This is a genomic window from Burkholderia mayonis (genome assembly GCF_001523745.2).
GTDB lineage: Bacteria > Pseudomonadota > Gammaproteobacteria > Burkholderiales > Burkholderiaceae > Burkholderia > Burkholderia mayonis.
Window position 1 is genome coordinate 1485139 of record NZ_CP013386.1, and the last position, 25327, is coordinate 1510465.

At 68.3% G+C, this 25327-nt stretch carries 18 protein-coding genes; 7 read left to right on the plus strand and 11 right to left on the minus strand.

Features of this window, described 5'->3' with window-relative positions:
* Positions 1-23: 23 nt before the first annotated feature.
* Entirely contained in the window at positions 24-1961 is a 1938-nt protein-coding gene (locus tag WS70_RS07425) for an ATP-binding cassette domain-containing protein (protein ID WP_059596519.1), read from the minus strand.
* Between the two features lie 146 nt (positions 1962-2107).
* Between WS70_RS07425 and WS70_RS07430 the strand changes: the two genes are divergently transcribed.
* Positions 2108-2587, plus strand: a complete 480-nt coding sequence (locus WS70_RS07430; protein WP_059470472.1) for a glutathione peroxidase — start codon at positions 2108-2110, stop codon at positions 2585-2587.
* A gap of 302 nt (positions 2588-2889) precedes the next feature.
* Here the strand turns inward: WS70_RS07430 and WS70_RS07435 are convergent, their stop codons facing one another.
* From WS70_RS07435 to dapC, 7 genes are all read right to left on the minus strand, one after another.
* A complete protein-coding gene (locus WS70_RS07435) occupies positions 2890-3156 on the minus strand; it encodes a YciI family protein (RefSeq protein ID WP_059470473.1) in 267 nt (88 codons plus the stop codon).
* A 96-nt stretch (positions 3157-3252) separates the two neighbouring features.
* Entirely contained in the window at positions 3253-4692 is a 1440-nt protein-coding gene (gene cls, locus WS70_RS07440) for a cardiolipin synthase (protein WP_059470474.1), read from the minus strand.
* Positions 4693-4829: 137 nt separating this feature from the next.
* Positions 4830-5753: a 50S ribosomal protein L3 N(5)-glutamine methyltransferase gene (gene prmB / locus WS70_RS07445; protein ID WP_059596518.1), complete on the minus strand. Its 924-nt coding sequence runs from the start codon at positions 5751-5753 to the stop codon at positions 4830-4832.
* A gap of 13 nt (positions 5754-5766) precedes the next feature.
* Complete coding sequence (gene dapE, locus WS70_RS07450) at positions 5767-6906, minus strand: succinyl-diaminopimelate desuccinylase (RefSeq protein ID WP_059596517.1); 1140 nt, start codon at positions 6904-6906, stop codon at positions 5767-5769.
* Between the two features lie 82 nt (positions 6907-6988).
* Positions 6989-7357 (minus strand): ArsC family reductase, encoded by a 369-nt coding sequence (locus WS70_RS07455; RefSeq protein WP_059470477.1) that lies wholly within the window; start codon positions 7355-7357, stop codon positions 6989-6991.
* Positions 7357-8184 (minus strand): 2,3,4,5-tetrahydropyridine-2,6-dicarboxylate N-succinyltransferase, encoded by an 828-nt coding sequence (gene dapD / locus WS70_RS07460; RefSeq protein ID WP_059470478.1) that lies wholly within the window; start codon positions 8182-8184, stop codon positions 7357-7359. Before dapD ends, WS70_RS07455 begins: the two co-directional genes overlap by 1 nt.
* A gap of 56 nt (positions 8185-8240) precedes the next feature.
* Entirely contained in the window at positions 8241-9479 is a 1239-nt protein-coding gene (gene dapC, locus WS70_RS07465) for a succinyldiaminopimelate transaminase (protein ID WP_059596516.1), read from the minus strand.
* A gap of 261 nt (positions 9480-9740) precedes the next feature.
* On the opposite strand from dapC, the gene WS70_RS07475 reads away from it, so the two are divergent.
* The 5 genes from WS70_RS07475 (at position 9741) to def (ending at position 18700) form a co-directional block, all read left to right on the plus strand.
* Entirely contained in the window at positions 9741-10688 is a 948-nt protein-coding gene (locus tag WS70_RS07475; RefSeq protein ID WP_082716065.1) for a DMT family transporter, read from the plus strand.
* A gap of 148 nt (positions 10689-10836) precedes the next feature.
* Positions 10837-14349: a chromosome segregation protein SMC gene (gene smc, locus WS70_RS07480; RefSeq protein WP_059596515.1), complete on the plus strand. Its 3513-nt coding sequence runs from the start codon at positions 10837-10839 to the stop codon at positions 14347-14349.
* Positions 14350-14430: 81 nt separating this feature from the next.
* Complete coding sequence (locus WS70_RS07485; protein ID WP_059596514.1) at positions 14431-15690, plus strand: cell division protein ZipA C-terminal FtsZ-binding domain-containing protein; 1260 nt, start codon at positions 14431-14433, stop codon at positions 15688-15690.
* Positions 15691-16094: 404 nt separating this feature from the next.
* On the plus strand, positions 16095-18170 hold the full coding sequence (gene ligA, locus WS70_RS07495; protein ID WP_059596513.1) for an NAD-dependent DNA ligase LigA: 2076 nt from the start codon (positions 16095-16097) through the stop codon (positions 18168-18170).
* Positions 18167-18700, plus strand: coding sequence for a peptide deformylase (gene def / locus WS70_RS07500; RefSeq protein ID WP_059470484.1), 534 nt, complete (start codon positions 18167-18169; stop codon positions 18698-18700). Before ligA ends, def begins: the two co-directional genes overlap by 4 nt.
* A gap of 259 nt (positions 18701-18959) precedes the next feature.
* Here the strand turns inward: def and WS70_RS07505 are convergent, their stop codons facing one another.
* The 3 genes from WS70_RS07505 to map form a co-directional block, all read right to left on the minus strand.
* Entirely contained in the window at positions 18960-20603 is a 1644-nt protein-coding gene (locus WS70_RS07505; RefSeq protein WP_108033912.1) for a pseudouridine synthase, read from the minus strand.
* Positions 20604-20619: 16 nt separating this feature from the next.
* Positions 20620-23196 carry a [protein-PII] uridylyltransferase gene (locus WS70_RS07510; protein WP_059470485.1) on the minus strand — a complete coding sequence of 859 codons (2577 nt, stop codon included), beginning with the start codon at positions 23194-23196 and terminating at the stop codon, positions 20620-20622.
* Positions 23197-23307: 111 nt separating this feature from the next.
* Complete coding sequence (map, locus tag WS70_RS07515; protein WP_059470486.1) at positions 23308-24123, minus strand: type I methionyl aminopeptidase; 816 nt, start codon at positions 24121-24123, stop codon at positions 23308-23310.
* 460 nt (positions 24124-24583) lie between these two features.
* On the opposite strand from map, the gene rpsB reads away from it, so the two are divergent.
* Positions 24584-25324: a 30S ribosomal protein S2 gene (gene rpsB / locus WS70_RS07520; protein WP_059470487.1), complete on the plus strand. Its 741-nt coding sequence runs from the start codon at positions 24584-24586 to the stop codon at positions 25322-25324.
* Positions 25325-25327: the final 3 nt, after the last annotated feature.

The following is a 25327-nucleotide window of genomic DNA, read 5'->3' on the forward strand; positions in this document are numbered from 1 at the left end:
CCGACATCGTCGCGCCGCTCGCGCTACCCGATTTTCTCCAGTTCGTCCTGCGTGCCGAGCCAGTCGGCTTCGAGCGCTTCGATGCGGCCGTTGACGTCGCCCAGCTTGCGGATCGCATCGGTGAGTTGCACCTTCTGTTCCGCCGCGTAGCTCGCCGGATCGGCGACGAACGCATCGAGCTCCGCCTTTTCGGCGTGGAGCCGCTCCATTTCCTTCTCGATCTTCGCAATGCGCGTCTGCAGCGGCTTCTTCAATTGCGACAGCCGTTGGCGCGCTTCCGCTTCCTGGCGCTTCTGATCCCTGCGGTTGAACGCGGTCGCGCCGTTGTCGTCGCTCGCCGAGCCCGAATCGCCCTTTGCCGCCGCGCGCTGCTCGGCCGCGTGCTGCAGCAGCCAGTCGCGATAGTCGTCGAGATCGCCGTCGAACGGCTGCAGCCGGTGCTTTGCGACGAGCATGAACTGGTCGGTCGTCGCGCGCAGCAAGTGGCGGTCGTGCGACACGAGGATCAGCGTGCCTTCGAATTGCGCGAGCGCTATCGTGAGCGCGTGGCGCGTCTCGAGATCGAGGTGGTTGGTCGGCTCGTCGAGGAGCAGCAGGTTCGGCTTCTGCCAGATGATGAGCGCGAGCGCGAGTCGCGCCTTCTCGCCGCCCGAGAACGGCGCGATCGGCGCGGTCGCCATGTCGCCCGAGAAGTTGAATCCGCCGAGGAAATCGCGCAGTTCCTGCTCGCGCGTGTCGGGCGCGAGTCGCGCGAGATGCGCGAGCGCCGAATCGTCGGGACGCAGCGTCTCGAGCTGATGCTGCGCGAAATATCCGATCGTGAGGCCTTTTCCGGTGCGCACGTCGCCCGCGAGCGGCGCGAGCGTGCTTGCGAGCGTCTTGATGAGCGTCGACTTGCCCTGGCCGTTCGCGCCGAGGAGGCCGATCCGCTGGCCGTTCTGAATCGATAGCGCGACGCGCTCGACGATCGGAATCTCGCCGCCGTCGTCCGCACGATACCCGCAGCGCACGTCCTCCATCACGAGCATCGGGTTCGGCGCGGAGTTGGGCGTGCGGAACTCGAACGTGAACGGCGACGCGATGTGCGCCGGCGCGATCAACTCCATCTTCTCGAGCGCCTTCATCCGGCTTTGCGCTTGCTTTGCCTTCGTCGCCTTCGCCTTGAAGCGGTCGATGAAGCTCTGCAGGTGTTCGATCGTCTTCCGCTGCTTCTCGTAAGCGCTTTGCTGCAGCTCGAACTGCTGCGCGCGCAGCACTTCGAATTGCGAGTAATTGCCGCCGTAGCGCTTCACCTGGCGATTCTCCAGGTGCAGCGTCACGCCGCAGACGGCGTCGAGGAATTCGCGGTCGTGCGAGATCACGACGAGCGTGCCCGGATAGCGATGCAGCCAGTCTTCGAGCCAGACGATCGCGTCGAGATCCAGGTGGTTCGTCGGTTCGTCGAGGAGCAGCAGGTCGGAGCGGCACATCAGCGCCTGCGCAAGATTGAGACGCATCCGCCAGCCGCCCGAGAAACTCGAGACGCTTTCGCGTGTCTGCGCGAGCGTGAAGCCGAGCCCGAGCAGCAGCGCTTCGGCGCGCGCGGGGGCGGTGTAGCCGTCGGCGTCGGCGAACGCCGCATGCGCTTCGGCTTCGGCTGCGCCGTCGTGCGCGGCGGACGCTTGCGCGATGCGCGCCTCGATCGCGCGCAGCGCGGCGTCGCCGTCGAGCGTGTAGTCGAGCGCGCTGCGGTCGACGGCGGGCGTCTCCTGCGATACATGCGCGATGCGCCACGACGGCGGCATCGCGAAGTCGCCCGCATCCGCGTGCAGCTCGCCGCGCAGCACCGCGAAGAGCGTCGATTTGCCGGCACCGTTCGCGCCGACGAGGCCCGCCTTCTCGCCTGGATTCAGCGTGAACGAGGTCGCGTCGAAGAGCGGCTTCGTACCGCGGGCGAGGCTGAACTGATTGAAACGGATCACGGCGAAAAATGCTTGGAAAAATCGCTATTCTAGACTGCGAGCCGCAAGCGGGGGATCGTCCGGACGGTAGAGTGTGCGCATGGCGCCGAATTCGCCTAGACTTCCGCGGACGGCATGACCCTATCAAAACAGGGAGGAACGAACCGATGTCGGAACTTTATTCATTCAGCGCGCAGGCGCTCACGGGCGGCGAGGTGTCGCTCGAGCAGTACCGGGGCAAGGTGCTCCTCATCGTCAACACCGCGAGCGAGTGCGGGTTTACGCCGCAATACGGGGGGCTGCAGCAACTGTACGACCGCTTTCGCGAACGCGGGCTCGTCGTGCTCGGCTTTCCGTGCAACCAGTTCGGCAAGCAGGAGCCGGGCGACGCGTCGCAGATCGGCGCGTTCTGCGAGAAGAACTTCGGCGTCACGTTTCCGATGTTCGCGAAGATCGACGTGAACGGCGCGAATGCGCATCCGCTGTACCGCTATCTGACCGAAGAGGCGCCCGGCATTCTCGGCCTCAAGGCAATCAAGTGGAATTTCACAAAATTTCTCGTGAACCGCGAAGGCGAGATCGTGAAACGCTATGCGCCGTCGACGAAGCCCGACGATATCGCCGAAGACGTCGAGATGCTGCTCTGAGCCGGGCGGCGGCGCGCGTCGGATGCGCCGGGGTTGAAAGGGCGAGTGGCCGATTGGCTGATCGAAGGCCGGCTGCGTTTCCCGGCGCGCGGGCGTAGCGGTGCGGCGTCCGAGCGGGGCGCATGGTGAGCGCACCTTCGGCGGCGCGGCGTCGCGGACGTTGCGTCCCACGATGTCGCGCTCGATTGCTGCGAAGTGGGCGAGCGGCGCGGCGCGTCCATGATGGAACGCGTTCCGGTGCCGAGGCCCGAGCAGTCCTAGACGCGACGCGCGCCGGTGCATGTTCGACCCGCGGCGGGCGGCTACGTCAGCACTTCGTTCCAATCCTGAAGCGTCCAATTGCTCACGGCGCCGTCCGTCACGAACGGATCGCCGCTCGCGAATTCTTCCGCAGCTTCGCGGCTCGTGAAAATGCCGAGCGCGCCCTGCGCAGGATCGGCGAACGGTCCTGCCATCAGCAGCGCGCCGCGCGCGTGGAATTCGCGCAGCCGTGCGACGTGCGCGGCGCCGAGCGTGGCGGCCTTCGCGAGGCCGTCCGGCGCCATCTGATAGAACATCACGCATTTCATCGGGATGCCTCCGTCATTTGTCGGACCAGAATCGATTCGGCGAGGTAGGCTTCGGCTCGGGCCGACGGCGCGCGCGTGCGCGCGATGCGCCCGACGTCAGAGAATCGGTGCGAACAGCCGCGCGATATGCATCGCGACGCGCCGCCACGCGGGCGAGCGCCGGTACTCGCTCAGATCCACTTCGAACGCATCATTGAAGTCGCGTTCTAGCATCGCTTCGACTTCGGTCGCGAAACCTTCGTCGACGGTCAGCACCATGATCTCGAAATTCAGCCGGAACGACCGGTTGTCGAGGTTCGCGCTGCCGACGGCAGCCGCCGCGCGGTCGATCAGCACGACCTTCTGATGCAGGAAGCCGGGCCGGTAGCGAAAGATCCGCACGCCCGCGTCGACGAGATCGCGCGCATAGAGCTTCGACGCTTCGAACACGACGTAGTGATCGCGCCGGCTCGGGATCAGCACCCGCACGTCGACGCCGCGCATCACCGCGAGCTTCAGCGCGGAGATCACCGCCTCGTCGGGCACGAGGTAGGGCGTCGTGATCCACACGCGCTCGCGCGCCGCGTTGATCGCCTCCGCGAAGAAGAGCGAACCCGTCTCCTGCTTGTCGGCGGGACCCATCGGCACGACGAGGCAGTGCATGTCGGCGTCGGGAACGGGCGCGGGCGGCAGCGCCTGCGGCGGCAGCGACTGCGTCGCCCAGTGCCAGTCCTCGGCGAACACGTACTGAATGTTCGCGACGGCGGGACCGCGCACCTCGATGTGCGTGTCGCGCCATGGCGTAAGGCGCGGATTGCCGCCGAGATATTCGACGCCGACGTTGTGTCCGCCGACGAACGCGCGCTCGCCGTCGACCACGACGATCTTGCGGTGATTGCGGAAGTTGAGCTGGAAGCGGTTGACGAACTGCTTGTTGGTCGCGAACGGATGCACTTCGACGCCGCCTTCGCGCAGCGCATGCACGTAGCTCGACGGCAGATCGAAGCTGCCGATGCTGTCGTACAGCAGATAGCAGCGCACGCCCGCTTGCGCGCGCGCGATCAGCGTATCGCGCAGCATCGCGCCGAGCGCGTCGTCGCGGACGATGAAGAACTGGACGATCACGTAGCTGTGCGCGGCGTCGATCGCCGCGAGGATCGCGGAGAACGTCGCGTCGCCGTTGACGAGCGTGCGCACCGTGTTGCCGGCGACGAACGGCATCCCGACGAGGCGCGTGAGCGCGCGCACGCGCGCGAGGCCGAGCGCGTCCTTTGGCGCGCCGAGCGTCGAGCCCTCGGCGTCCCACGGCGCCGGATGCGCGCGGGTGCGCAGCGCCTCGGTCTCGTGACGGCGCGCGTCGACGTATCCGGAGAACTTGCTGCGGCCGAGGAACAGATACGGGATCAGCGTCAGGTACGGCATCGCCGTTAACGACACCGCCCATGCGATCGCGCCTTGCGACGTGCGCGTATTCAGGATCGCGTGGCAGGCCGCGATCACGCCGAGCACGTGTGCGAGGCCGATGAAGGTGCCGAGATGGAGCCAATCGAGGGTCATGAGCGCGTTGGATTCCTGAAGGAGGCCACGCGGCGCGCCGCGACCGGGCGCCGCTTACGCGCATCTTACCGAAGCGTGCGTGCGAGCGGCCACTCCGTACGAACCGGACGGGCCGGCCCCCACGGACGGGCGCGGCTTCAGCCGGCAACGGCAGGCAGGTCGCTCGCGTGGATCAGGAACACGCTGTCGTCGCCCGCGCTCGTCGGCAGCCACACGAGATCGAGGCCGCCGAACGCCGCCTCGACGTTCGCGCGCTCGTTGCCGATCTCGACGACGAGCACGCCTCCGTCTTTCAGCCACCGGCGCGCTTCGCCGATGATGCGGCGCACGATGTCCATCCCGTCCGCGCCGCCCTCGAGCGCCATCTCCGGCTCGTGCCGGTATTCGGCGGGCAGCTCGGCCATCGAATCCGCGTTCACGTACGGCGGATTCGTGATGATCACGTCGTAGCGCTGCTCGGGATCGATCCATTTGAACTGCGGCAGCGGCGCGTAGAGATCGCCGTGGTAGAGCGTGATCCGCTCGTCGAGCCCATAGTCGCCGCGATTGATCTTCGCCACTTCGAGCGCGTCGGCCGACAGGTCGACCGCGTCGACGCTCGCGTTCGGAAACGCGAGCGCCGCGAGGATCGCGAGGCAGCCGGAGCCCGTGCACAGCTCGAGCACCGAGCCGACGAGCGCGGGATCTTCGACGAACGGCTGCAGGCCGTCGTCGAGCAGCTCGCCGATGAACGAGCGCGGCACGATCACGCGCTCGTCGACGTAGAAGCGATGGCCGTGCATCCACGCTTCGTGCGTGATGTACGCGGCGGGCACGCGCTCGGTCGCGCGGCGCTCGATCACGGCGAGCACCGCGCCGATCTCGTCGGGCGAAAGGCGCGCGTCGAGGAACGGCTCGAGCGTGTCGAGCGGCAGGTGCAGCGTGTGCAGCACGAGATAGACGGCTTCGTCGAATGCGTTGTCCGAGCCGTGGCCGAACGCGAGCTTCGCCTTCGAAAAGCGCGACACCGCGTAGCGCACGAGGTCGCGGACGGTCCGGAACGGGGAGGGGGAGGTCGTCATCGGGCGCCTTTCGTCAAGCGATCAGTTGTTCGAGCACGCGGCGGTACACGTTCTTCAGCGGATCGACGAAGCGCACTTCGATGTGCTCGTCGATCTTGTGGATGCTCGCGTTCGGCGGCCCGAATTCGATCACCTGGGGGCAGATGCGTGCGATGAAGCGGCCGTCCGACGTGCCGCCCGTCGTCGACAGCTCGGGCGAGATGCCGGTCTCCGCGCGGATCGCCGCATCGAGCGCGTCCGACAGCTCGCCGCGCGGCGTGAGGAACGGCAGGCCGCTCACGGACCAGTTCAGCGCATAGTCGAGCTGATGCTTGTCGAGGATCGCGTGCACGCGCGCCTGCAGGCCTTCGACGGTGCTCGCCGTCGAGAAGCGGAAGTTGAACAGCAGATCCGCGTGGCCTGGGATCACGTTCGTCGCGCCGGTGCCCGCGCGCAGGTTCGACACCTGCCAGGTGGTCGGCGGGAAATACTCGTTGCCTTCGTCCCATTGCTCGGCCGCGAGCTCCGCGAGCGCCGGCGCGAGCAGGTGGATCGGATTCTTCGCGAGATGCGGATACGCGATGTGGCCTTGCACGCCCTTGACGACGAGCTCGCCCGACATCGAGCCGCGCCGGCCGTTCTTCATGGCGTCGCCGAGCGTTGCCGTCGACGTCGGCTCGCCGACGATGCAGTAATCGAGCCGCTCGCCGCGCGCCTGGAGCGCTTCGACGATCTTCACGGTGCCGTCCGTCGCCGGGCCTTCCTCGTCGCTCGTGATCAGGAAGCCGATCGAGCCGCGATGCTGCGGATGCGCGGCGACGAACTCCTCCGTCGCGACGACGAAGCCCGCCAGCGAGGTCTTCATGTCGGCCGCGCCGCGGCCGTACAGCTTGCCGTCGCGATGCGTCGGCACGAAGGGCGGCGAGCTCCACTGCTCGAGCGGGCCGGTCGGCACGACGTCGGTATGGCCCGCGAACGCGAGCAGCTTGCCTTTGCGGCCGGCCGCGCCGCGCTTGACGGCCCAGAAATTCGTCACGCCGTGCGACGCGATCGTTTCGCACTCGAAGCCGAGCGCGGTCAGGCGCTCGATCATCAGGTGCTGGCAATGTTGATCGTCGGGCGTGACGGACGCGCGCGCGATCAGTTGTTCGGTAAGGGCAAGGGTGGCGGACATGGTTCGGACCACTTTCGATGAAAAATGCCGGCGCGGTGGCCGGCAGCGATGAGGCTTGTGGCGCGTTCAGCGCAGGCGGGCGCTACGCGGCAAACAGCGCCGTGTACTGGTCGGCCGCGAAGCCGAGCGACTTCACGCGGCCGTTGACGACCAGCACCGGACGCTTGATGACCGACGGCTTGTGGATCATCAGCGCGATCGCGCCGGCCGGCGTTTCGGCGGCCGCCTTCATGTCGTCGGCCAGGCCGCGCCACGTGGTGCCGCGCCGGTTCAGGAGCGCGTCGAGCGGCACGTCCTTCAGCCAGTCCTCGACTAGCGGCGCGCTGACGCCGGCTTTCTTGAAATCGTGAAATTCGAACTCGACACCGTGCTCGTCGAGCCACACGCGGGCCTTCTTCACGGTGTCGCAGTTCGGAATGCCGTACACGACCACGGTGCGAGGCTTCGCCATCAGTCGCCTCGGAGCAGTTCGTTCAGGCCGACCTTCGCGCGCGTCTTCGCATCGACCTTCTTCACGATCACCGCGCAGTACAGGCTGTGCGTGCCGTCCTTCGACGGCAGGTTGCCCGCGACGACGACCGAGCCGGCCGGAATGCGGCCATACGTCACTTCGCCCGTTTCGCGGTCGTAGATCTTCGTGCTCTGGCCGAGGTACACGCCCATCGAGATCACCGAGTTCTCCTCGACGATCACGCCTTCGACGACTTCCGAGCGTGCGCCGATGAAGCAGTTGTCCTCGATGATGACGGGGTTCGCCTGCAGCGGCTCGAGCACGCCGCCGATGCCGACGCCGCCCGACAGGTGCACGTTCTTGCCGATCTGCGCGCACGAGCCGACCGTCGCCCAGGTATCGACCATCGTGCCTTCGTCGACGTACGCGCCGATGTTCGTGTACGACGGCATCAGCACGACGTTTTTTGCGATGAACGAGCCGCGGCGCGCGATGGCGGGCGGCACGACGCGGAAGCCGCCCGCCGCGAAGTCTTCGGCCGTGTAGTTCGCGAACTTCGACGGCACCTTGTCGTAGAACTGCGAGTAGCCGCCCGCCGGCATCGGCGCGTTGTCTTCCAGGCGGAACGACAGCAGCACGGCCTTCTTCAGCCACTGGTGCACGGTCCATTCGCCGTCGATCTTCTCGGCGACGCGCAGCGCGCCTTTGTCGAGCTGCTCGATCGCGTGCGCGACGGCTTCGCGGATCTCCGCGGACGCGGCCTTCGGCGACAGTTCGGCGCGCTTTTCCCAGGCGTTATCGATGATTTGCTGAAGTTGTTGCGACATGTTCGTGGCTATGCTGGACGTGGATGATGGATGAATCGGGGGCGCTCGAAGCGCGTTCAGCTGGCGAGGCCGCGGCAGAAATCGACGATGCGCTGCGCGCCTTCGACGCATTCGGCCGTGCCGGCGACGAGCGCGATCCGGATGAAGCCGCGGCCGGGATTCGCGCCATGCGCGTCGCGGGCGAGATACGAGCCGGGCAGGACCGTCACATTATAGTCGGCGAAGAGACGCCGGGCGAACTCGGTATCCGACAGGCCGGTCCTCGCGACGTTCGCCCACAGGTAGAACGCGGCGTCGGGCGGGCGCACGTCGACGACGTCGGCGAGCATCGGCGTGACGGTCGCGAATTTCTGCGCGTAGAGCGCGCGGTTCTCGCGCACGTGCGCCTCGTCGCCCCAGGCGGCGATGCTCGCCTTCTGCCAGACGGGCGACAGCGCCGCGCCGTGGTACGTGCGGTACAGCAGGAAGCGCTTCAAGAGCGCCGCGTCGCCCGCGACGAAGCCCGAGCGCATGCCCGGCACGTTCGAGCGCTTCGACAGGCTCGACAGCATCACGAGGCGTTCGAAGCCGCGGCCGAGCTGGTGCGCGGCCTCGAGGCCGCCCATCGGCGGCTTCGACTCGTCGAAGTAGATCTCCGAATAGCATTCGTCGGACGCGATCACGAAGCCGTGCTCGTCCGATAGCGCGAACAGCTCGCGCCAGTCGTCGAGCGTCAGCACGGCGCCCGTCGGGTTGCCGGGCGAGCATGCGTAGACGAGCTGCGTGCGCGCCCACACGTCGTCCGGCACGACCGAGTAGTCGGGCGCGAAGTTGCGCGCCGGGTCGCTGTTGACGAAGTACGGCTCGGCGCCCGCGAGGAGCGCCGCGCCTTCGTAAATTTGATAGAAAGGATTCGGACAGAGTACGATCGGCCTTTCGCCGTTTTGGCCGGCGTTCTCGCCGCGCTTGCCGGCGGTCGGATCGATCACCGCCTGCGCGAGCGAGAAGAGCGCCTCGCGCGAGCCCGATGCGGCGAGCACCTGCGTCGCGGCGTCGATCGCGGGCAGCCCGTAGCGGCGCTCGAGCCAGCGGGCGACCGTCTCGCGGAGCGCGTCGGTGCCCGCTGTCGCCGGATACGACGCGAGGCCGTCCAGCGCGGCCGCGGCGGCGTCGCGGATCAGCGCGGGCGTCGCGTGCTTCGGCTCGCCGATGCCGAAGCTGATCGGCGGCAGATGCGCGGGCGGCGTCACGCCGGCAAAGAGCGCGCGGAGCTTTTCGAACGGATAGGGCTGAAGCGTATCGAGACGAGGATTCACGGGCTTGGACGGACGGAGCCGGTAGATGGCCGATCGGACAGGCCGGTTTAAGCGAAACGGGCGCGAAACAGGGGCGCGGCAGGCGCCGCCGGGCGCGGGCGAAGCGGGGCGCGGCGGATGGCGGCGCGGAATGCCGGCGTGCCGGCCCGTGCCTGCCCTGTTGGGCGCGGCGACGGCGCTCGATTATAGCGTGACATCGGACGGCGGAACGCGCGGCGAGCGCGCCGCGACGCTGTACGACGAAGGAAGAAGAGGTTCGGTTTGCAAATGAATGAACGAGGGAGCGCCGGCGGGCCGACGCTCGCGATTCTGATCGGCGCGTCGGTATGGGGCCTGATCTGGTATCCGCTGCGCCTCCTGGCGGCGCTCGGCGTGACGGGCACGGCGGCGAGCGCGCTGACGAGCGTCGTCGCCTGCGCGTTCGTGCTGATCGTGCGGCGCGGGTCGATCGCGACGGTGCGCTGGCACTGGCTGCTGCCCGCGCTCGGCATCGCGGCGGGCGTGACGAATCTCGGCTTCGTCTGGGGCACGATTCACGGCGAAGTGCTGCGCGTGATGCTGCTCTTTTATCTGACGCCCGCGTGGACCGCGATCTACGCGCACTTCATCCTGCGCGAGCGGCTCACGTTCGCGGGCGCGGCGCTCGCCGCGCTGTCGCTCGCCGGCGCGATGCTGATGCTGTGGTCGCCGCGGCTCGGCGTGCCGCTGCCGTCGAACCCGGCCGAATGGGCGGGGCTCGGGGCCGGGATGAGCTTCGCGATGAGCAACGTGCTCGTCGTCAAGGCGAGCCGTGAGCTGCCGCAGATGAAGCCCGAGATGCGCACGGCGACGCTCTTCGGCGGCGCGGCCGCGCTCGGCGTCGTCGCGTCGCTCGTCGAGGGCCTGCCGCCGGTGCCTGTGGGCGACGACTTAGGCTTCGCGGCGCTCCTCGTCGCCGGGATTGGCGTGACGGTCGCGGCGAACAACATGCTCGTCCAGCACGGCTTGGCGCGCGTGCCGGCGAACCGCGCATCGATCATCATGCTGTTCGAGATCGTCGTCACAGCGCTGTCGGCGTGGCTTTTTGCCAACGAAGTGCCGACCGCGCGCGAATGGGCGGGCGGCCTCTGCATCGTCGTCGCGACCCTGCTGTCGAGCCGCGTGCACCGCGCCCGGCCGGCTGACGGCGAACCGCGCAAGCCGCGGGACAGCGCGCGCGCGATGGTATGATTGGCCCCATTCGCGGGGCCGACTGCTTGACAGCACGGCCCCGTTTTTCGAATCTTGGGCGTGCGGCGCGCGCGCGGGCCTCGCGGTCGAATCGCGGCGCGCAACACACGTTCCCAACCGTTTCACACTCTTTACCACCGATACCGCCGTGCGTCTGAGCTCGATCAAACTCGCTGGCTTCAAATCTTTCGTCGATCCCACGCACTTCCAGGTCCCAGGTCAACTGGTCGGCGTGGTGGGACCGAACGGGTGCGGCAAATCCAACATCATCGACGCCGTGCGCTGGGTGCTCGGCGAATCGCGCGCGTCCGAGCTGCGCGGCGAGTCGATGCAGGACGTCATCTTCAACGGCTCGACGGCCCGCAAGCCCGGCAGCCGGGCGAGCGTCGAGCTCGTGTTCGACAACTCCGACGGCCGCGCGGCCGGCCAGTGGGGCCAGTACGGCGAGATCGCCGTGAAGCGCGTGCTGACGCGCGACGGCACGTCGAGCTATTACATCAACAACCTGCCCGCGCGCCGCCGCGACATCCAGGACATTTTCCTCGGCACGGGTCTCGGTCCGCGCGCGTACGCGATCATCGGCCAGGGGATGATCGCGCGGATCATCGAGGCGAAGCCCGAAGAGCTGCGCGTGTTCCTCGAAGAGGCGGCGGGCGTGTCGAAGTACAAGGAGCGCCGCCGCGAAACCGAGAACCGCCTGCACGACACGCGCGAGAACCTGACGCGCGTCGAGGACATCATCCGCGAGCTCGGCTCGAATCTCGAGAAGCTCGAAGCGCAGGCGGTCGTCGCGACGAGGTACAAGGAGCTCGTCGCCGACGGCGAGGAGAAGCAGCGCCTGCTGTGGCTGCTGCGCAAGAACGAGGCGGCGGCCGAGCAGGACAAGCAGCGCCGTGCGATCGGCGACGCGCAGATCGAGCTCGACGCGCAGACCGCGAGGCTGCGCGAAGTCGAGGCGCAACTGGAGACGCTGCGCGTCGCGCACTATTCGGCGAGCGACGCGATGCAGGGCGCGCAGGGGGCGCTCTACGAAGCGAACGCCGAGGTGAGCCGCCTCGAGGCCGAGATCAAGTTCATCGTCGAGTCGCGCAACCGCGTGCAGTCGCAGATCGCGGCGCTCGTCGCGCAGCAGGAGCAGTGGCGCGCGCAGGCCGGCAAGGCGCAGGGCGACCTCGAGGAAGCGGAAGAAGCGCGCGCGGTCGCCGACGAGAAGGCGGCGCTCGCCGAGGACGACGCGGCCGCGAAGCACGACGCGCTGCCCACGCTCGAGGCGCGCTGGCGCGACGCGCAGACCGGGCTGAACGACGAGCGCGGCCGGATCGCGCAGACCGAGCAGGCGCTCAAGCTCGAAGCCGCGCACCAGCGCAACGCCGATCAGCAGCTCCAGCAGCTCCAGCAGCGCCACGAGCGTCTGAAGACCGAGGCGGGCGGTCTCGACGCGCCCGACGAGGCGCAGCTCGAAGCGCTGCGGATGCAGCTCGCCGAGCACGAAGAGATGCTTGCCGAGGCGCAGGCGCGCTTGGCCGACGCGCAGGAGACGCTGCCGCGCCTCGACGCGGAGCGCCGTGCCGCGCACGAGCGCGTGCAGGCCGAGAGCGCGCAGATTCATCAGCTCGAAGCGCGCCTGGCCGCGCTCAAGCAGTTGCAGGAAAACGTGCAGACGGAAGGCAAGATTCAGCCGTGGCTCGACAAGCACGAGCTCGGCGCGCTGCCGCGTCTGTGGAAGAAGCTGCATGTCGAGGCCGGCTGGGAGACCGCGCTCGAAGCGGTGCTGCGCGAGCGGCTCGCGGCGCTCGAAGTGTCGAATCTCGACTGGGTGAAGGCGTTCGCGACCGACGCGCCGCCGGCGAAGCTCGCGTTCTACGCGCCGCCGCCCGCGGGCGAGCCGCTCGCCGCGCCGGGCGCGCAGCGGCCGCTCCTGTCGCTCGTGCGGATCGACGACGCGGGCCTGCGCGCGGTGCTCAACGACTGGCTCGGCACCGTATTCATCGCCGACGATCTCGCGCAGGCGCTCGCCGCGCGCACGCAGTTGCCGCAGGGCGGCGCGTTCGTCGTGAAGGCGGGCCACGTCGTCACGCGCTCGGGCGTGCAGCTGTATGCGGCCGATTCCGAGCAGGCGGGGATGCTCGCGCGCCAGCAGGAAATCGAGAACCTGGCGCGCCAGGTGCGCGCGCAGGCGCTCCTGGCGGACGAAGCGAAGGCGGCGGCGATCCGCGCGGAAGCGGCGCACACGCAGGCGTCGCAGGCGCTGACCGAAGTGCGCGCGCAGGCCGAGCGCGCGACGCAGCGCGTGCACGCGCTGCAGATGGACGTGCTGAAGCTCGCGCAGGCGCACGAGCGTTACTCGCAGCGCAGCACGCAGATTCGCGAGGAGCTGGAGGAGATCGGCGCGCAGATCGAAGAGCAGCGCGCGCTGCGCGCGGAGTCGGAGGCGAACTTCGAGCGTCACGACGCCGAGCTCGCCGAGCTGCAGGCGCGCTTCGAGGACAACCAGCTCGCGTTCGAGGCGCTCGACGAAGCGCTGACGAACGCGCGCCAGGAAGCGCGCGAGCTCGAGCGCGCGGCCACCGATGCGCGCTTCGCGGCGCGCCAGTCGGCGAACCGGATCGACGAGCTGAAGCGCACGATCCAGGTCGCGCACGATCAGAGCGAGCGCGTGGCTGCGTCGCTCGAGGACGCGCGCGCGGAGCTCGAGACGATCAACGAGCAGACCGCGCACACCGGCCTGCAGGACGCGCTCGAAGTGCGCGCGGCGAAGGAGCAGGCGCTCGGCGCCGCGCGCGCGGAGCTCGACGACCTGACCGCGAAGCTGCGCGCGGCCGACGAGACGCGCTTGGCGGCCGAGCGCTCGCTGCAGCCGCTGCGCGATCGCATCACCGAGCTGCAGCTGAAGGAACAGGCGGCGCGGATGACGGGCGAGCAGTTCGCCGAGCAGCTCGCGGCGGCCGAGGTCGACGAGGCCGCGCTGAAGGACAAGCTCACGCCGGACATGAAGCCGTCGTACCTGCAGGGCGAGGTCACGCGGATCAACAACGCGGTCGGCGCGCTCGGCCCCGTCAACATGGCGGCGCTCGAAGAGCTCGCGGCGGCGAGCGAGCGCAAGGTGTTCCTCGACGCGCAATCGGCCGACCTGACGAACGCGATCGAGACGCTCGAGGATGCGATCCGCAAGATCGACCAGGAAACCCGCACGCTGCTGCAGGCGACCTTCGACGAAGTGAACCGCCATTTCAGCGATCTGTTTCCGCGCCTCTTCGGCGGCGGCCAGGCGAAGCTCATCATGACGGGCGACGAGATCCTCGACGCCGGCGTGCAGGTGATGGCGCAGCCGCCCGGCAAGAAGAATGCGACGATTCACCTGCTGTCGGGCGGCGAGAAGGCGCTGACGGCGACCGCGCTCGTGTTCGCGATGTTCCAGCTGAACCCGGCGCCGTTCTGTTTGCTCGACGAGGTCGACGCGCCGCTCGACGACGCGAACACCGAGCGATTCGCGAACCTCGTGCGCGCGATGTCGGACAAGACGCAGTTCCTCTTCATCTCGCACAACAAGATCGCGATGGAGATGGCGCAGCAACTGATCGGCGTGACGATGCAGGAGCAGGGCGTGTCGCGGATCGTCGCGGTGGACATGGAAACCGCCGCGGGTTTTGCGCAGAATTGACGTTTGACGAATGGCCCGCGGGCGCGCGGCGCATGGGCGCCCGTCCGCGAGTCCAATGAAAAAGAATTTGATGGAGCGTGCATGGACGAGTTGACACTCGGGTTGATCGGCGCGGGCGCCGTCGTGGTGGGCGGCGTCGTGGTCTACAACGCATGGCAGGGGGCGAAGGTGCGTCGCAGGATGCCGCGCCCGATGCCGCCCGAGGCGGCCGAAGCCGCCGCGCGGCACGAGCGCGACGACGAGGCGCCCTTCATCGAACCGGTGCGGCAGCCGGCGCGCCGCGAGACCGCGGCGGGTGAGCAGGGCGACGGCGCGGCGCGCGTCGAGCCGACGTTCGGCGGCGCGGCGCCCGCCGACACGCCGGCCGACCTGCAGGCCGAGGCGACGATTGCGAACGGCGCGGTCGAGCCCGCCGTCGAGACGAGCGGCGGCGAAGCGGCCGCGCCCGCCCACGCGCACGACGAGCCGGTCGAGCCGGTCGAGCCGGTGTTGCCCGCCGCGACGACGATCTCCGCGGCGACGCCCGCGATCGTCGATCGCCGGATCGACTGCATCGTGCCGATCCGCCTAGGAGGGGCGCTCGCGGGCGACAAGATCCTGCCCGCCGCGCAACGGCTGCGCCGCGCGGGCAGCAAGCCGGTGCACATCGAAGGCAAGCCGGAGGGCGGCGGCGCGTGGGAGCTGCTGCAGAACGGCGTGCGCTACGAAGAGCTGCGCGCGGCCGCGCAGCTCGCAAACCGCAGCGGCCCGCTCAACGAGCTCGAGTTCTCCGAATTCGTGACGGGCGTCCAGCAGTTCGCGGATGCGATCGACGGCGCGCCGGAATTCCCGGACATGATGGAAACGGTGTCGATGGCGCGCGAGCTCGACGGCTTCGCCGCGCAGTGCGACGCGCAACTGTCGGTCAACGTGATGTCGGACGGCGCGCCGTGGTCGGCGAACTACGTGCAGGCGGTCGCGTCGCAGGACGGACTCCTGCTGTCGCGCGACGGCACGCGCTTCGTGAAGCTCGACGCGAAGCAGAATCCCGTCTTCATGCTGCAGTTCGGCGACACGAATTTCCTGCGCGACGACCTCACGTACAAGGGCGGCAATCTGATCACGCTCGTCCTCGACGTGCCCGTTGCCGACGAGGACATCCTGCCGTTCAGGCTGATGTGCGACTACGCGAAGTCGCTGTCGGAGCGGATCGGCGCGCGCGTCGTCGACGACCAGCGCCGGCCGCTGCCGGAATCGACGCTGCTTGCGATCGAGCAGCAGTTGATGAAGCTGTATGCTCGGCTCGAGGAGGCGGGCATTCCGGCCGGCTCACCCGTCACGCGGCGGCTGTTCAGCCAGTAAGCGCAGCGTTTTTCTTCGCTGCGTTGCGGCGCGGGGCGGTTACGCTGGCCGCGATCGCAGCTTGCGGTCGCGTCGCCGCGTTGCGCTGCGTAGCCCGAATCGATCGGGCGCAAGGCGGTCGAATTGCGGCGCTTTCGCTTTGGGGCGTGAAGCGCCGTGACGTCGGCCGGCCGGATTTCGATTGCCGCCCCGCCACAGCCGATTCGATCGAGCTGCCGCCCATCCCCCAGCCCGCCTCGCCCGGTCGTCCCGCGAAGCCGCAAAGCGGCCGGCAAAGACAGCGGGACTCGACCTCCCGATCGCCGTTCGTTCACTGCGCTCGACAGGCCATTCAGCCGATGCCGAAAAGGGCTCGAACTGAGATAATCATCGCCTGATCATCCTCACGAGAAAGTGCCGCCAGCATGGCCCGATCCCCAGTTGAACCGCCCGCCAGCCAGCCGGCGAAGCGTGCCGCGTGGCTGCGCGCCGAGCTCGAGCGGGCGAACTACGCCTATTACGTGCTCGACCAGCCGGAGCTGCCCGACGCCGAGTACGATCGCCTCTTCGTCGAGCTGCAGCAAATCGAGGCCGAGCACCCCGATCTCGTCACGCCCGAATCGCCGACGCAGCGGGTCGGCGGCGAAGTCGCGAGCGGCTTCACGCCCGTCATGCACGACACGCCGATGCTCTCGCTCAACAACGGCTTTGCCGACGAAGACGTCGTCGCGTTCGACAAGCGCGTGGCCGACGGCCTCGACAAGGCGGCCGACCTCGCCGGCACCGTGACCGATCCCGTCGAGTACGCGTGCGAGTTGAAGTTCGACGGCCTCGCGGTCTCGCTGCGCTTCGAGGACGGCCGCTTCGTGCAAGCGTCGACGCGCGGCGACGGCACGACGGGCGAGGACGTCACCCGGAACATCCGCACGATCCGCTCGATCCCGCTGAAGCTGAAGGGCAAGCACGTGCCGCGCGTGCTCGACGTGCGCGGCGAAGTGCTGATGTTCAAGCGCGATTTCGCGCGCCTGAACGAACGTCAGCGCGCGGCGGGCCAGCGCGAGTTCGCGAACCCGCGCAACGCGGCGGCGGGAAGCCTCCGGCAGCTCGATTCGAAGATCACCGCGTCGCGGCCGCTGTCGTTCTTCGCTTACGGGATCGGCATGCTCGACGGCGTCGACATGCCCGACACGCACGGCGGCCTCCTCGACTGGTACGAGACGCTCGGGCTGCCGGTGAACCGCGAGCGCGCGGTCGTGCGCGGCGCGGCGGGTCTCCTCGAGTTTTTCCACGCGGTCGGCGCGCGGCGCGAGTCGCTGCCGTACGACATCGACGGCGTCGTCTACAAGGTGAACCGTCGCGATGAGCAGGAGCGGCTCGGCTTCGTGTCGCGCGCACCGCGTTTTGCGCTCGCGCACAAGTTCCCCGCGCAGGAGGCGCTGACGAAGCTCGTCGCGATCGACGTGCAGGTCGGCCGCACGGGTGCGATCACGCCGGTCGCGCGCCTCGAGCCCGTGTTCGTCGGCGGCGCGACCGTCACGAACGCGACGCTGCACAACGAAGACGAAGTGCGCCGCAAGGACATCCGGATCGGCGACACGGTGATCGTGCGCCGCGCGGGCGACGTGATTCCCGAGGTGGTGTCGGCTGTGCTCGAACGCCGACCGGCGGATGCGCGCGAATTCGTGATGCCGACGGCGTGTCCCGAATGCGGATCGCGGATCGAGCGGCTGCCGGACGAGGCGATCGCGCGCTGCACGGGCGGGCTCTTTTGTCCCGCGCAGCGCAAGCAGGCGCTGTGGCACTTCGCGCAGCGCCGCGCGCTCGACATCGACGGGCTCGGCGAGAAGATCATCGACCAGCTCGTCGAGCAGAACCTCGTGCGCACGCCGGCGGATCTGTTCAACCTCGGTTTCTCGACGCTCGTCGAGCTCGACCGCTTCGCGGAGAAGTCCGCGCAGAACCTGATCGATTCGCTCGACAAGGCGAAGCACACGACGCTCGCGCGCTTCGTCTACGCGCTCGGGATCCGGCACGTCGGCGAATCGACGGCGAAGGATCTCGCGAAGCATTTCGGCTCGCTCGATCCGATCATGGACGCGTCGATCGAAGCGTTGCTCGAGGTCAACGACGTCGGGCCGATCGTCGCCGAATCGATCCATCAGTTCTTCGCCGAGGAGCACAATCGCACGGTGATCGAGCAACTGCGCGCGCCGGGCCGCGTCACGTGGCCCGAAGGGCCGCCCGCGCCGCGCGCGCCGCAAGGCGTGCTCGCGGGCAAGACCGTCGTGCTGACGGGCACGCTGCCGACGCTCACGCGCGACGCGGCGAAGGAGATGCTCGAGGCGGCGGGCGCGAAGGTTGCGGGCTCGGTGTCGAAGAAAACCGATTACGTCGTCGCCGGCGCCGATGCGGGCAGCAAGCTCGCGAAGGCCGAGGAACTCGGCATTCCGGTGCTGGACGAAGAGGGCATGCACAAACTTCTGGAGGGCCACGCGCGATGATTCGCGAGATTCTGAAGATGGGCGATCAGCGTTTGCTGGAGGTCGCCAAGCCGGTCGAAGCATTCAACACGCCCGAGCTGCACGCGCTCGTCGCGGACATGTTCGAGACGATGCATCATGCGAACGGCGCGGGGCTCGCCGCGCCGCAGCTCGGTGTCGGGCTGCAGGTGATCATCTTCGGCTTTGGCAGCAGCGAGCGCTATCCGGAGGCGCCGCCCGTGCCGGAGACCGTGCTCGTCAATCCGACGGTCGAATATCTGCCGCCCGACATGGAAGAGGGCTGGGAGGGCTGCCTGTCGGTGCCGGGGCTGCGCGGCGTCGTGAGCCGCTACCGGCGCGTGCGCTACAGCGGCTTCGACCAGTTCGGCGCGAAGCTCGAGCGTATCGCGGAGGGCTTTCATGCACGGGTGGTCCAGCACGAGTACGACCACCTGATCGGGAAGCTTTATCCGATGCGGATCACCGATTTCTCGAAGTTCGGCTTCACCGACGTGCTGTTTCCGGGGCTCGACGCGCAGTCGGATGACTGAGGCTGCAAAGCGGCGCGCGCCGGGGCGTCGCGACGATGGCAGAGCGGAAACGAAAACGCCCGCGGTTGCGGTAATGCCGTTCAGTTAAGCGTGGTTCGCAGTGGCCTAGCCTTGCAGAACCACGGAAAAAGGCCGCTCCGGTATCAATCGGAGCGGCCTTTTTGATCTCAACTGAACGGCATTACCGCGGTTGCGGGCGTTTTCTCGTGGCGAAAGCCGGGCAACTACCGCGCGGCCGCCCGCCGCGCGGCCGCTTCGTTCAGAACGACTCGTCCGGCCCGAGGTAGCGCCACTCGCCCTGCGGCAGCGCTCCCAGCATCACGCGGCCCATCCGCACGCGCTTCAGGCCGATCACTTCGAGGCCGACGAGCTCGCACATCCGGCGAATCTGGCGCTTCTTGCCTTCTCGCAGCACGAAGCGCAACTGCTCGCCGTTCTGCCAACTGACCATCGCGGGCTTGAGCGGCGCGCCGTCGAGCTCGAGGCCGTGGCGCAGCTTCGCGAGCGACTCGGCGGGGAAGTGCTGGTCGACGTCGGCCATGCGTTCGCCAAAGCGCACGCGCACCAGATATTCCTTGTCGATGTCGGATTGCTCGCCGATCAGCTGCTTCGCGACACGGCCGTTTTGCGTCAGCACGAGCAGGCCCGTCGAATCGATGTCGAGCCGGCCTGCGGGCGCGAGCGCGCGCAGGTGCAGCGGCGAGAAGCGCAGCGGCGAGCGGTCGCCGCTCCAGTGGTTCTCGCGCGTGACGAGCGTCGCGGCGGGCGCGTAGCCGTCTTCCGCCTGGCCCGACACATAGCCGACCGGTTTATGCAGCAGGATCGTCACTTGCGCCGCCTGCGCGGCGCGCGCGTTCGAGTCGATCTCGATGCGCTGGTCGGCGCGCACCTTCGAGCCGAGCGTGTCGATGCGCTCGCCGTCGACGAGCACCCAGCCTTTCTCGATCCATTCGTCCGCCTCGCGGCGCGAGCAGAGGCCGAGCTCCGACATGCGCTTCGACAGGCGCACGAGGCCCGTTTCGTCGCCGCGGTCGACGTGTGCCGCGGATTCGCCGGAGCTGGTCGCGCGACGCTTGATCGGCTGAGCGACTTTGAGCGCGGGACCCGTCGTTGCCCGGGCGGCGGGGCGGCGATCGTCGGCTGTGCGCTCGCGTGGCGCCTTGCGTTCGTCGGAGTGCGCGGCGCGCGAAGGCGCGCGTTTGGCGGGGGCGCCGTAGCGATCGTCGGCGCGCTGCGGCGCACGCTTGCCGCCTGCCGCGCCTTTGCCCGCGAACGACGAGGGTGCGGCATCGCGCGCGGTGCGGCCGTTCGCGCGTGGCGCGCGGTCGTCGGACTGGCGCGGTGGGGGCCGGGACGCGCCGCCGAACTTGGCGTCGGCCGCGCCGCGCGTGCCGGCGGGTTTCGTCGTGTCGCGCTCCGCGCGGCCTTTGCCGCGCGCGCCCGGATCGAACGAACGTGCGTCCGTGCTGCGCGACGGTCGTTCGTCGCGTTGCCCGCCGCGATCGGCGGGGCGGCGCTCGGACTTCGTGTCCGTACGGCGGGCGCGTCCGCCGGCTGCGGCACCGGGAGCGCCGGCGCGCTTCGCCGACGTACGCTCGCCGCTCGGGCGGGCCGCGCCATCCGCAGTGCGCGGCTTCGTGACGCGTTTGCCTTCGGACGCCGCAGTCGGACGCGACGGCGCGCCCGCGCGCTTCGGCGCGGCGGTCGCGGCGCCTCGCGGTGCCGACGGCTTCGCGGCGGGCTTCCCGGCGGATTTGGCCGCGGACTTCGGCGCCATGGGTTTCTCGCCCGCCGCTTTCGCGTCGGGCCGCGCGACCTTGCGCGCGGTGAGGCTGCCGGAGCGGACGGGGGCGCGGCCGGGTGTCGCCGGCCGCGGATTCTTGACGGTCAATTTTGTGCGCATAAACGCTGGAACACACTCACACTGCGATCGCGCGCAGCAACTCGGTTTCGACTTGGATCTGCAGACGATTGTCGGACAAACCGGTACCGTCGAGCATGAAGACGTCCTCGACGCGTTCGCCGAGCGTATTGATCCGCGCCGCATGGACGCCGACCCGGTGCTCGGCCAGCACGCGCGCGATCGAATAAAGAAGACCCGGCCGGTCGTTGGCGGACACGGACAGAATGTAGTATTGGCCGCGCTCGTCGGCCCGCAGGTCGACGCGCGGCGTGATCGGGAACGTGCGCGACAGCCGAGACAGCCGGCCCTTCGACGGCTCGGGCAGCGGCGCCGATTCGGCGAGGCGCGCGGCGAGCTGCTGCTCGACGAGGTTCGCGATGTCTCGGTACTGCACGTCGTGCTCGGTCTGCGTGACGATGAAGTTGTCGAGCGCGTAGCCGTGGCGCGTCGTGTTCACGCGCGCGTCGAGCACCGACAGCCCGTTGCGGTCGAAGTACGCGCAGATTCCCGCGAACAGGTCCGAGCGGTCCTTTACGTAGACGAGCACCTGCAGCGCGTCGCCGACGGGCGACGGCCGCGCGCGGACGATCGCCGTGTCGGCTTCGACGTGCCGGTACAGCACGCGGGTCTGCCACGCGATGTCGGCCGCGTCGTGGCGCAGGAAGTAGCCGACGTCGAGTTGATCCCACAGCGCGCGGTGCGCATCGGGCGCCACGGTTTCGAGGCGCAGCAGCGCGAGCGCCTCTTCCTGCCGCGTCTTCAGCTCGGAATGCGCGTCGGGCTGCGCGCCGCCCAGCACCGCGAGCGTCGAGCGATAGAGATCCTCGAGCAGCTTGCCTTTCCACGTATTCCACACCTTCGGACTCGTGCCGCGGATGTCGGCGACGGTCAGCAGGTAGAGCGCGGTCAGGCGCCGCTCGCTGCCGACGAGATCGGCGAAGCGCTTGATCACATCCGGATCGCTCGTGTCCTGCTTTTGCGCGACCTGGCTCATCGTCAGGTGATGCTGGACGAGCCACGCGACGAGCGCCGCGTCGTCGCCAGCGATCCCATGCTCGCGGCAGAAGCGCCGCGCATCGGCCATCCCGAGCGTCGAGTGGTCGCCGCCGCGGCCTTTCGCGATGTCGTGGAAGAGGGCGGCGACGTACAGCACCCACGGCCGCTCGAAGTTCACGATCAGCTGACTGCAGAACGGATATTCGTGCGCATGCTCGGCGACCGCGAAGCGGCGGATGTTGCGCAGCACCATCAGGATGTGCTGATCGACCGTATACACGTGGTACAGGTCGTGCTGCATCTGGCCGACGATTCGCCGGAAGTTCAGCAGATAGCGGCCGAGCACGCTCGTCTGGTTCATCAGGCGGAACGCGTGCGTGATGCCTTCCGGCTGCTGAAGGATCTGCATGAACGTGCGGCGGTTGCGCGGATCGCGCCGCCACGCGTTGTTCATCACGTCGCGCGAGTTGTAGAGCGCGCGCAGCGTGCGTGCGGACAGGCCCTTCACGCCACGCGTCGCCTCGTACAGCAGGAACGCTTCGAGGATCGCGTCCGGGTGGCGCTCGAACACGTCGTCCGCGGCGATCTCGAGCATCCCCTGCTTCTCGACGAAGCGCCCGGGCGACAGCACGCGCGTGACGCCGCTCGTCGCCGGGAAGAGCTGCGCCTCGATGTTCTGGATCAGGATCGTCGCGAGCTGCGTGACCGCCTTCGCGGCCCAGTAATAGCGTCGCATCAGCTGCTCGCTCGCGCGCTTCGCGTGCGTCGGCCGGTAGCCGAAGCTCTCGGCCGCCTGCGTTTGCAGATCGAACACGAGGATGTCCTGCCGGCGCCCGGCGATCACGTGCAGCCGGGCGCGCAGCGTCTTCAGGAAACCTTCGTTGCGGCGCAGCTCGCGCGCCTCGCGATCGGTGATGAGCCCGCGCGTGTCGAGCTCGCGCCAACTGCTGCCGAAGCCCGCCGCGCGGGCGATCCAGAGGATCGTCTGCAGATCGCGCAGGCCGCCGGGGCTTTCCTTCACGTTCGGCTCGAGGCTGTACGGCGTGTCCTGGAACTTCGCGTGGCGCTGGCGCATCTCGAGCACCTTCGCCTGGAAGAACGCGCGCGCGTCGAGCGCCTCGCGATAGCGCAGCGTGAAGCGCTCGAAGAGCGCGGTGCTGCCGACGATGCGGCGCGCTTCCAGTAGCGACGTCTGCACGGTGACGTCCTGCGACGCTTCTTCGATGCATTGATCGACGGTGCGCACGCTGCTGCCGATCTCGAGCCCGAGATCCCACGCCATCCCGATGAAGCGCTCGATCCGCTCGTCGAGCTCGCTCGCGTGCGAGTCGGGCAGGAGCACGAGAATGTCGACGTCCGAATGCGGCGACAGCTCGCCGCGCCCGTAGCCGCCGACCGCGACGAGCGCGAGCGTCGCGGGCAGCCCGCACGCTTGCCAGAGGTGGCGCAGCGCGTCGTCGGTCGCGCGCGACAGCGCATGCATCAGCGGCGTGACGTTGGCCGCGGTCTTGAAGCGCGCGAGCAACCCGGCCTTCGCGGCCTTGAATTCGGCTTTGCGCGACAGCGCGGGAGGCGGCGCGGCGACGGAGGCGCTCATGGACGGCGATCGGATTGGGCGGTTGAACGGGGGGCGCGCGGCGACGCGGGCGGCTACCTGGCTAATTAATTGGGCGAAGCGGACGGAACGGGACGCGGCGCGCGGCGGCGCTCAGACCGCGGCGGCCGGCGCAGCGAACGTCGGCCGCGCGGGCGTGCCGGCCGACACCGTCAGCACGTCGTAGCCCGTGTCCGTCACGAGGATCGTATGCTCCCACTGCGCGGACAGGCTGCGGTCGCGGGTCTTGACGGTCCACTGGTCGGGCATCGTGCGGATGTCGCGCTTGCCGGCGTTGATCATCGGCTCGATCGTGAAGATCATGCCGGGCTTCAGTTCGATGCCGGTGCCCGGCCGCCCGTAGTGGACGACCTGCGGATCCTCGTGGAACACCGTGCCGATCCCGTGGCCGCAGTATTCGCGCACGACGCTGTAGCCCTGCGCCTCCGCGTGCTTCTGGATCGCGTGGCCGATGTCGCCGAGATGCGCGCCGGGCTTCACCTGATCGATGCCGAGCCACATGCATTCGTAGGTGGTCTGCACGAGGCGCTTCGCGAGGATCGAGCCTTCGCCGATGATGAACATCCGGCTCGTGTCGCCGAAATAGCCGTTCTTGATGACGGTGACGTCGATGTTGAGCGCGTCGCCGTTCTTGAGCGTCTTGTCGCCCGGGATGCCATGGCAGATCACGTCGTTGACCGACGTGCAGACCGCCTTCGGGAACGGCGGGTAGCCGGGCGGCTGGTAGTTGAGCGGCGCGGGGACCGTGCCTTGCACGTTCACCATGTACTCGTGGCAGAGGCGATCGAGCTCGCCCGTCGTCACGCCCGCGACGACGAGCGGCGTGATGTAGTCGAGCACTTCGCTCGCGAGACGGCAGGCGATGCGCATCTGTGCGATGTCGTGTTCGTTTTTGAGCGTAATGGCCATGAGTCGGTGCCTGAAATGCGGTGAATTTGATAATTATCGCACCTTATTCCTGCTGTCGCAGCCTTTTGCGGGCGGGCGCGGCGCGAAATCCGGCACGGTGGCGCGGGCCGCGCGGAAGTCGTTGCGTGGCGGGCCGTGCGGGCGTCCGCGGGCGATAGGCGGCGGGCGACTTGAGAGCCGTCATACCCGCGTGCTATACTTATTGGCTAAGTCGGCGCTGAAATCGCTATTTTTGCCTGGCACGGAAACGGTTGGAGTTCGTTGGCGTTTTCGTTCGAGGCGCGGCGGTTGCGGCGAAGGCTGGCGGCGCGAAGCTTTCGAGTGGTTTTCGAGGCGCGCGCCGAATCGCAAGCCGGCGCACCCAGGGTGTCGCGGCGCGAACGGAGCGGGACAGTGCCCGCCGTCGCGCCATGATACGGCAGCCGGCTTAAGACCCAAACCCTCGTGGAGAAATATACAAATGGCAATCACGATGCGCCAAATGCTGGAAGCCGGTGTCCACTTCGGTCACCAAACGCGCTTCTGGAACCCGAAGATGGCCCCCTTCATCTTCGGTCACCGCAACAAGATTCACATCATCAACCTCGAAAAGACGCTGCCGATGTACAACGACGCGCTGAAGTACGTGCGTCAGCTCGCAGCGAATCGGGGTACGATCCTCTTCGTCGGCACGAAGCGCCAATCGCGCGACACGATCGCCCAGGAAGCGCTGCGCGCGGGCATGCCGTACGTGAACGCACGCTGGCTCGGCGGCATGCTGACCAACTTCAAGACGCTGAAGGTATCGATCAAGCGCCTGAAGGACATGGAAGCGTCGGTCGAGGCGGGCGAGCTCGAGAAGATGAGCAAGAAGGAAGCGCTCTTGTTCGAACGCGAAATCGCGAAGCTGCAGAAGTCGATCGGCGGCGTGAAGGACATGGGCGGCATTCCGGATGCGATCTTCGTCGTCGACGTCGGCTACCACAAGATCGCCGTGACCGAAGCGAACAAGCTCGGCGTGCCGGTCATCGCCGTGGTCGATACGAACCACTCGCCGGAAGGCGTGGATTACGTGATCCCGGGTAACGACGACTCGAGCAAGGCTGTCGCGCTGTACGCCGAAGGCGTGGCCGACGCGATCCTCGAAGGCCGTGCGAACGCGGTCAACGAAGTGGTCCAGGCGGCGCGCGGCGACGACGAATACGTCGAGGAAAACGCGTAACCG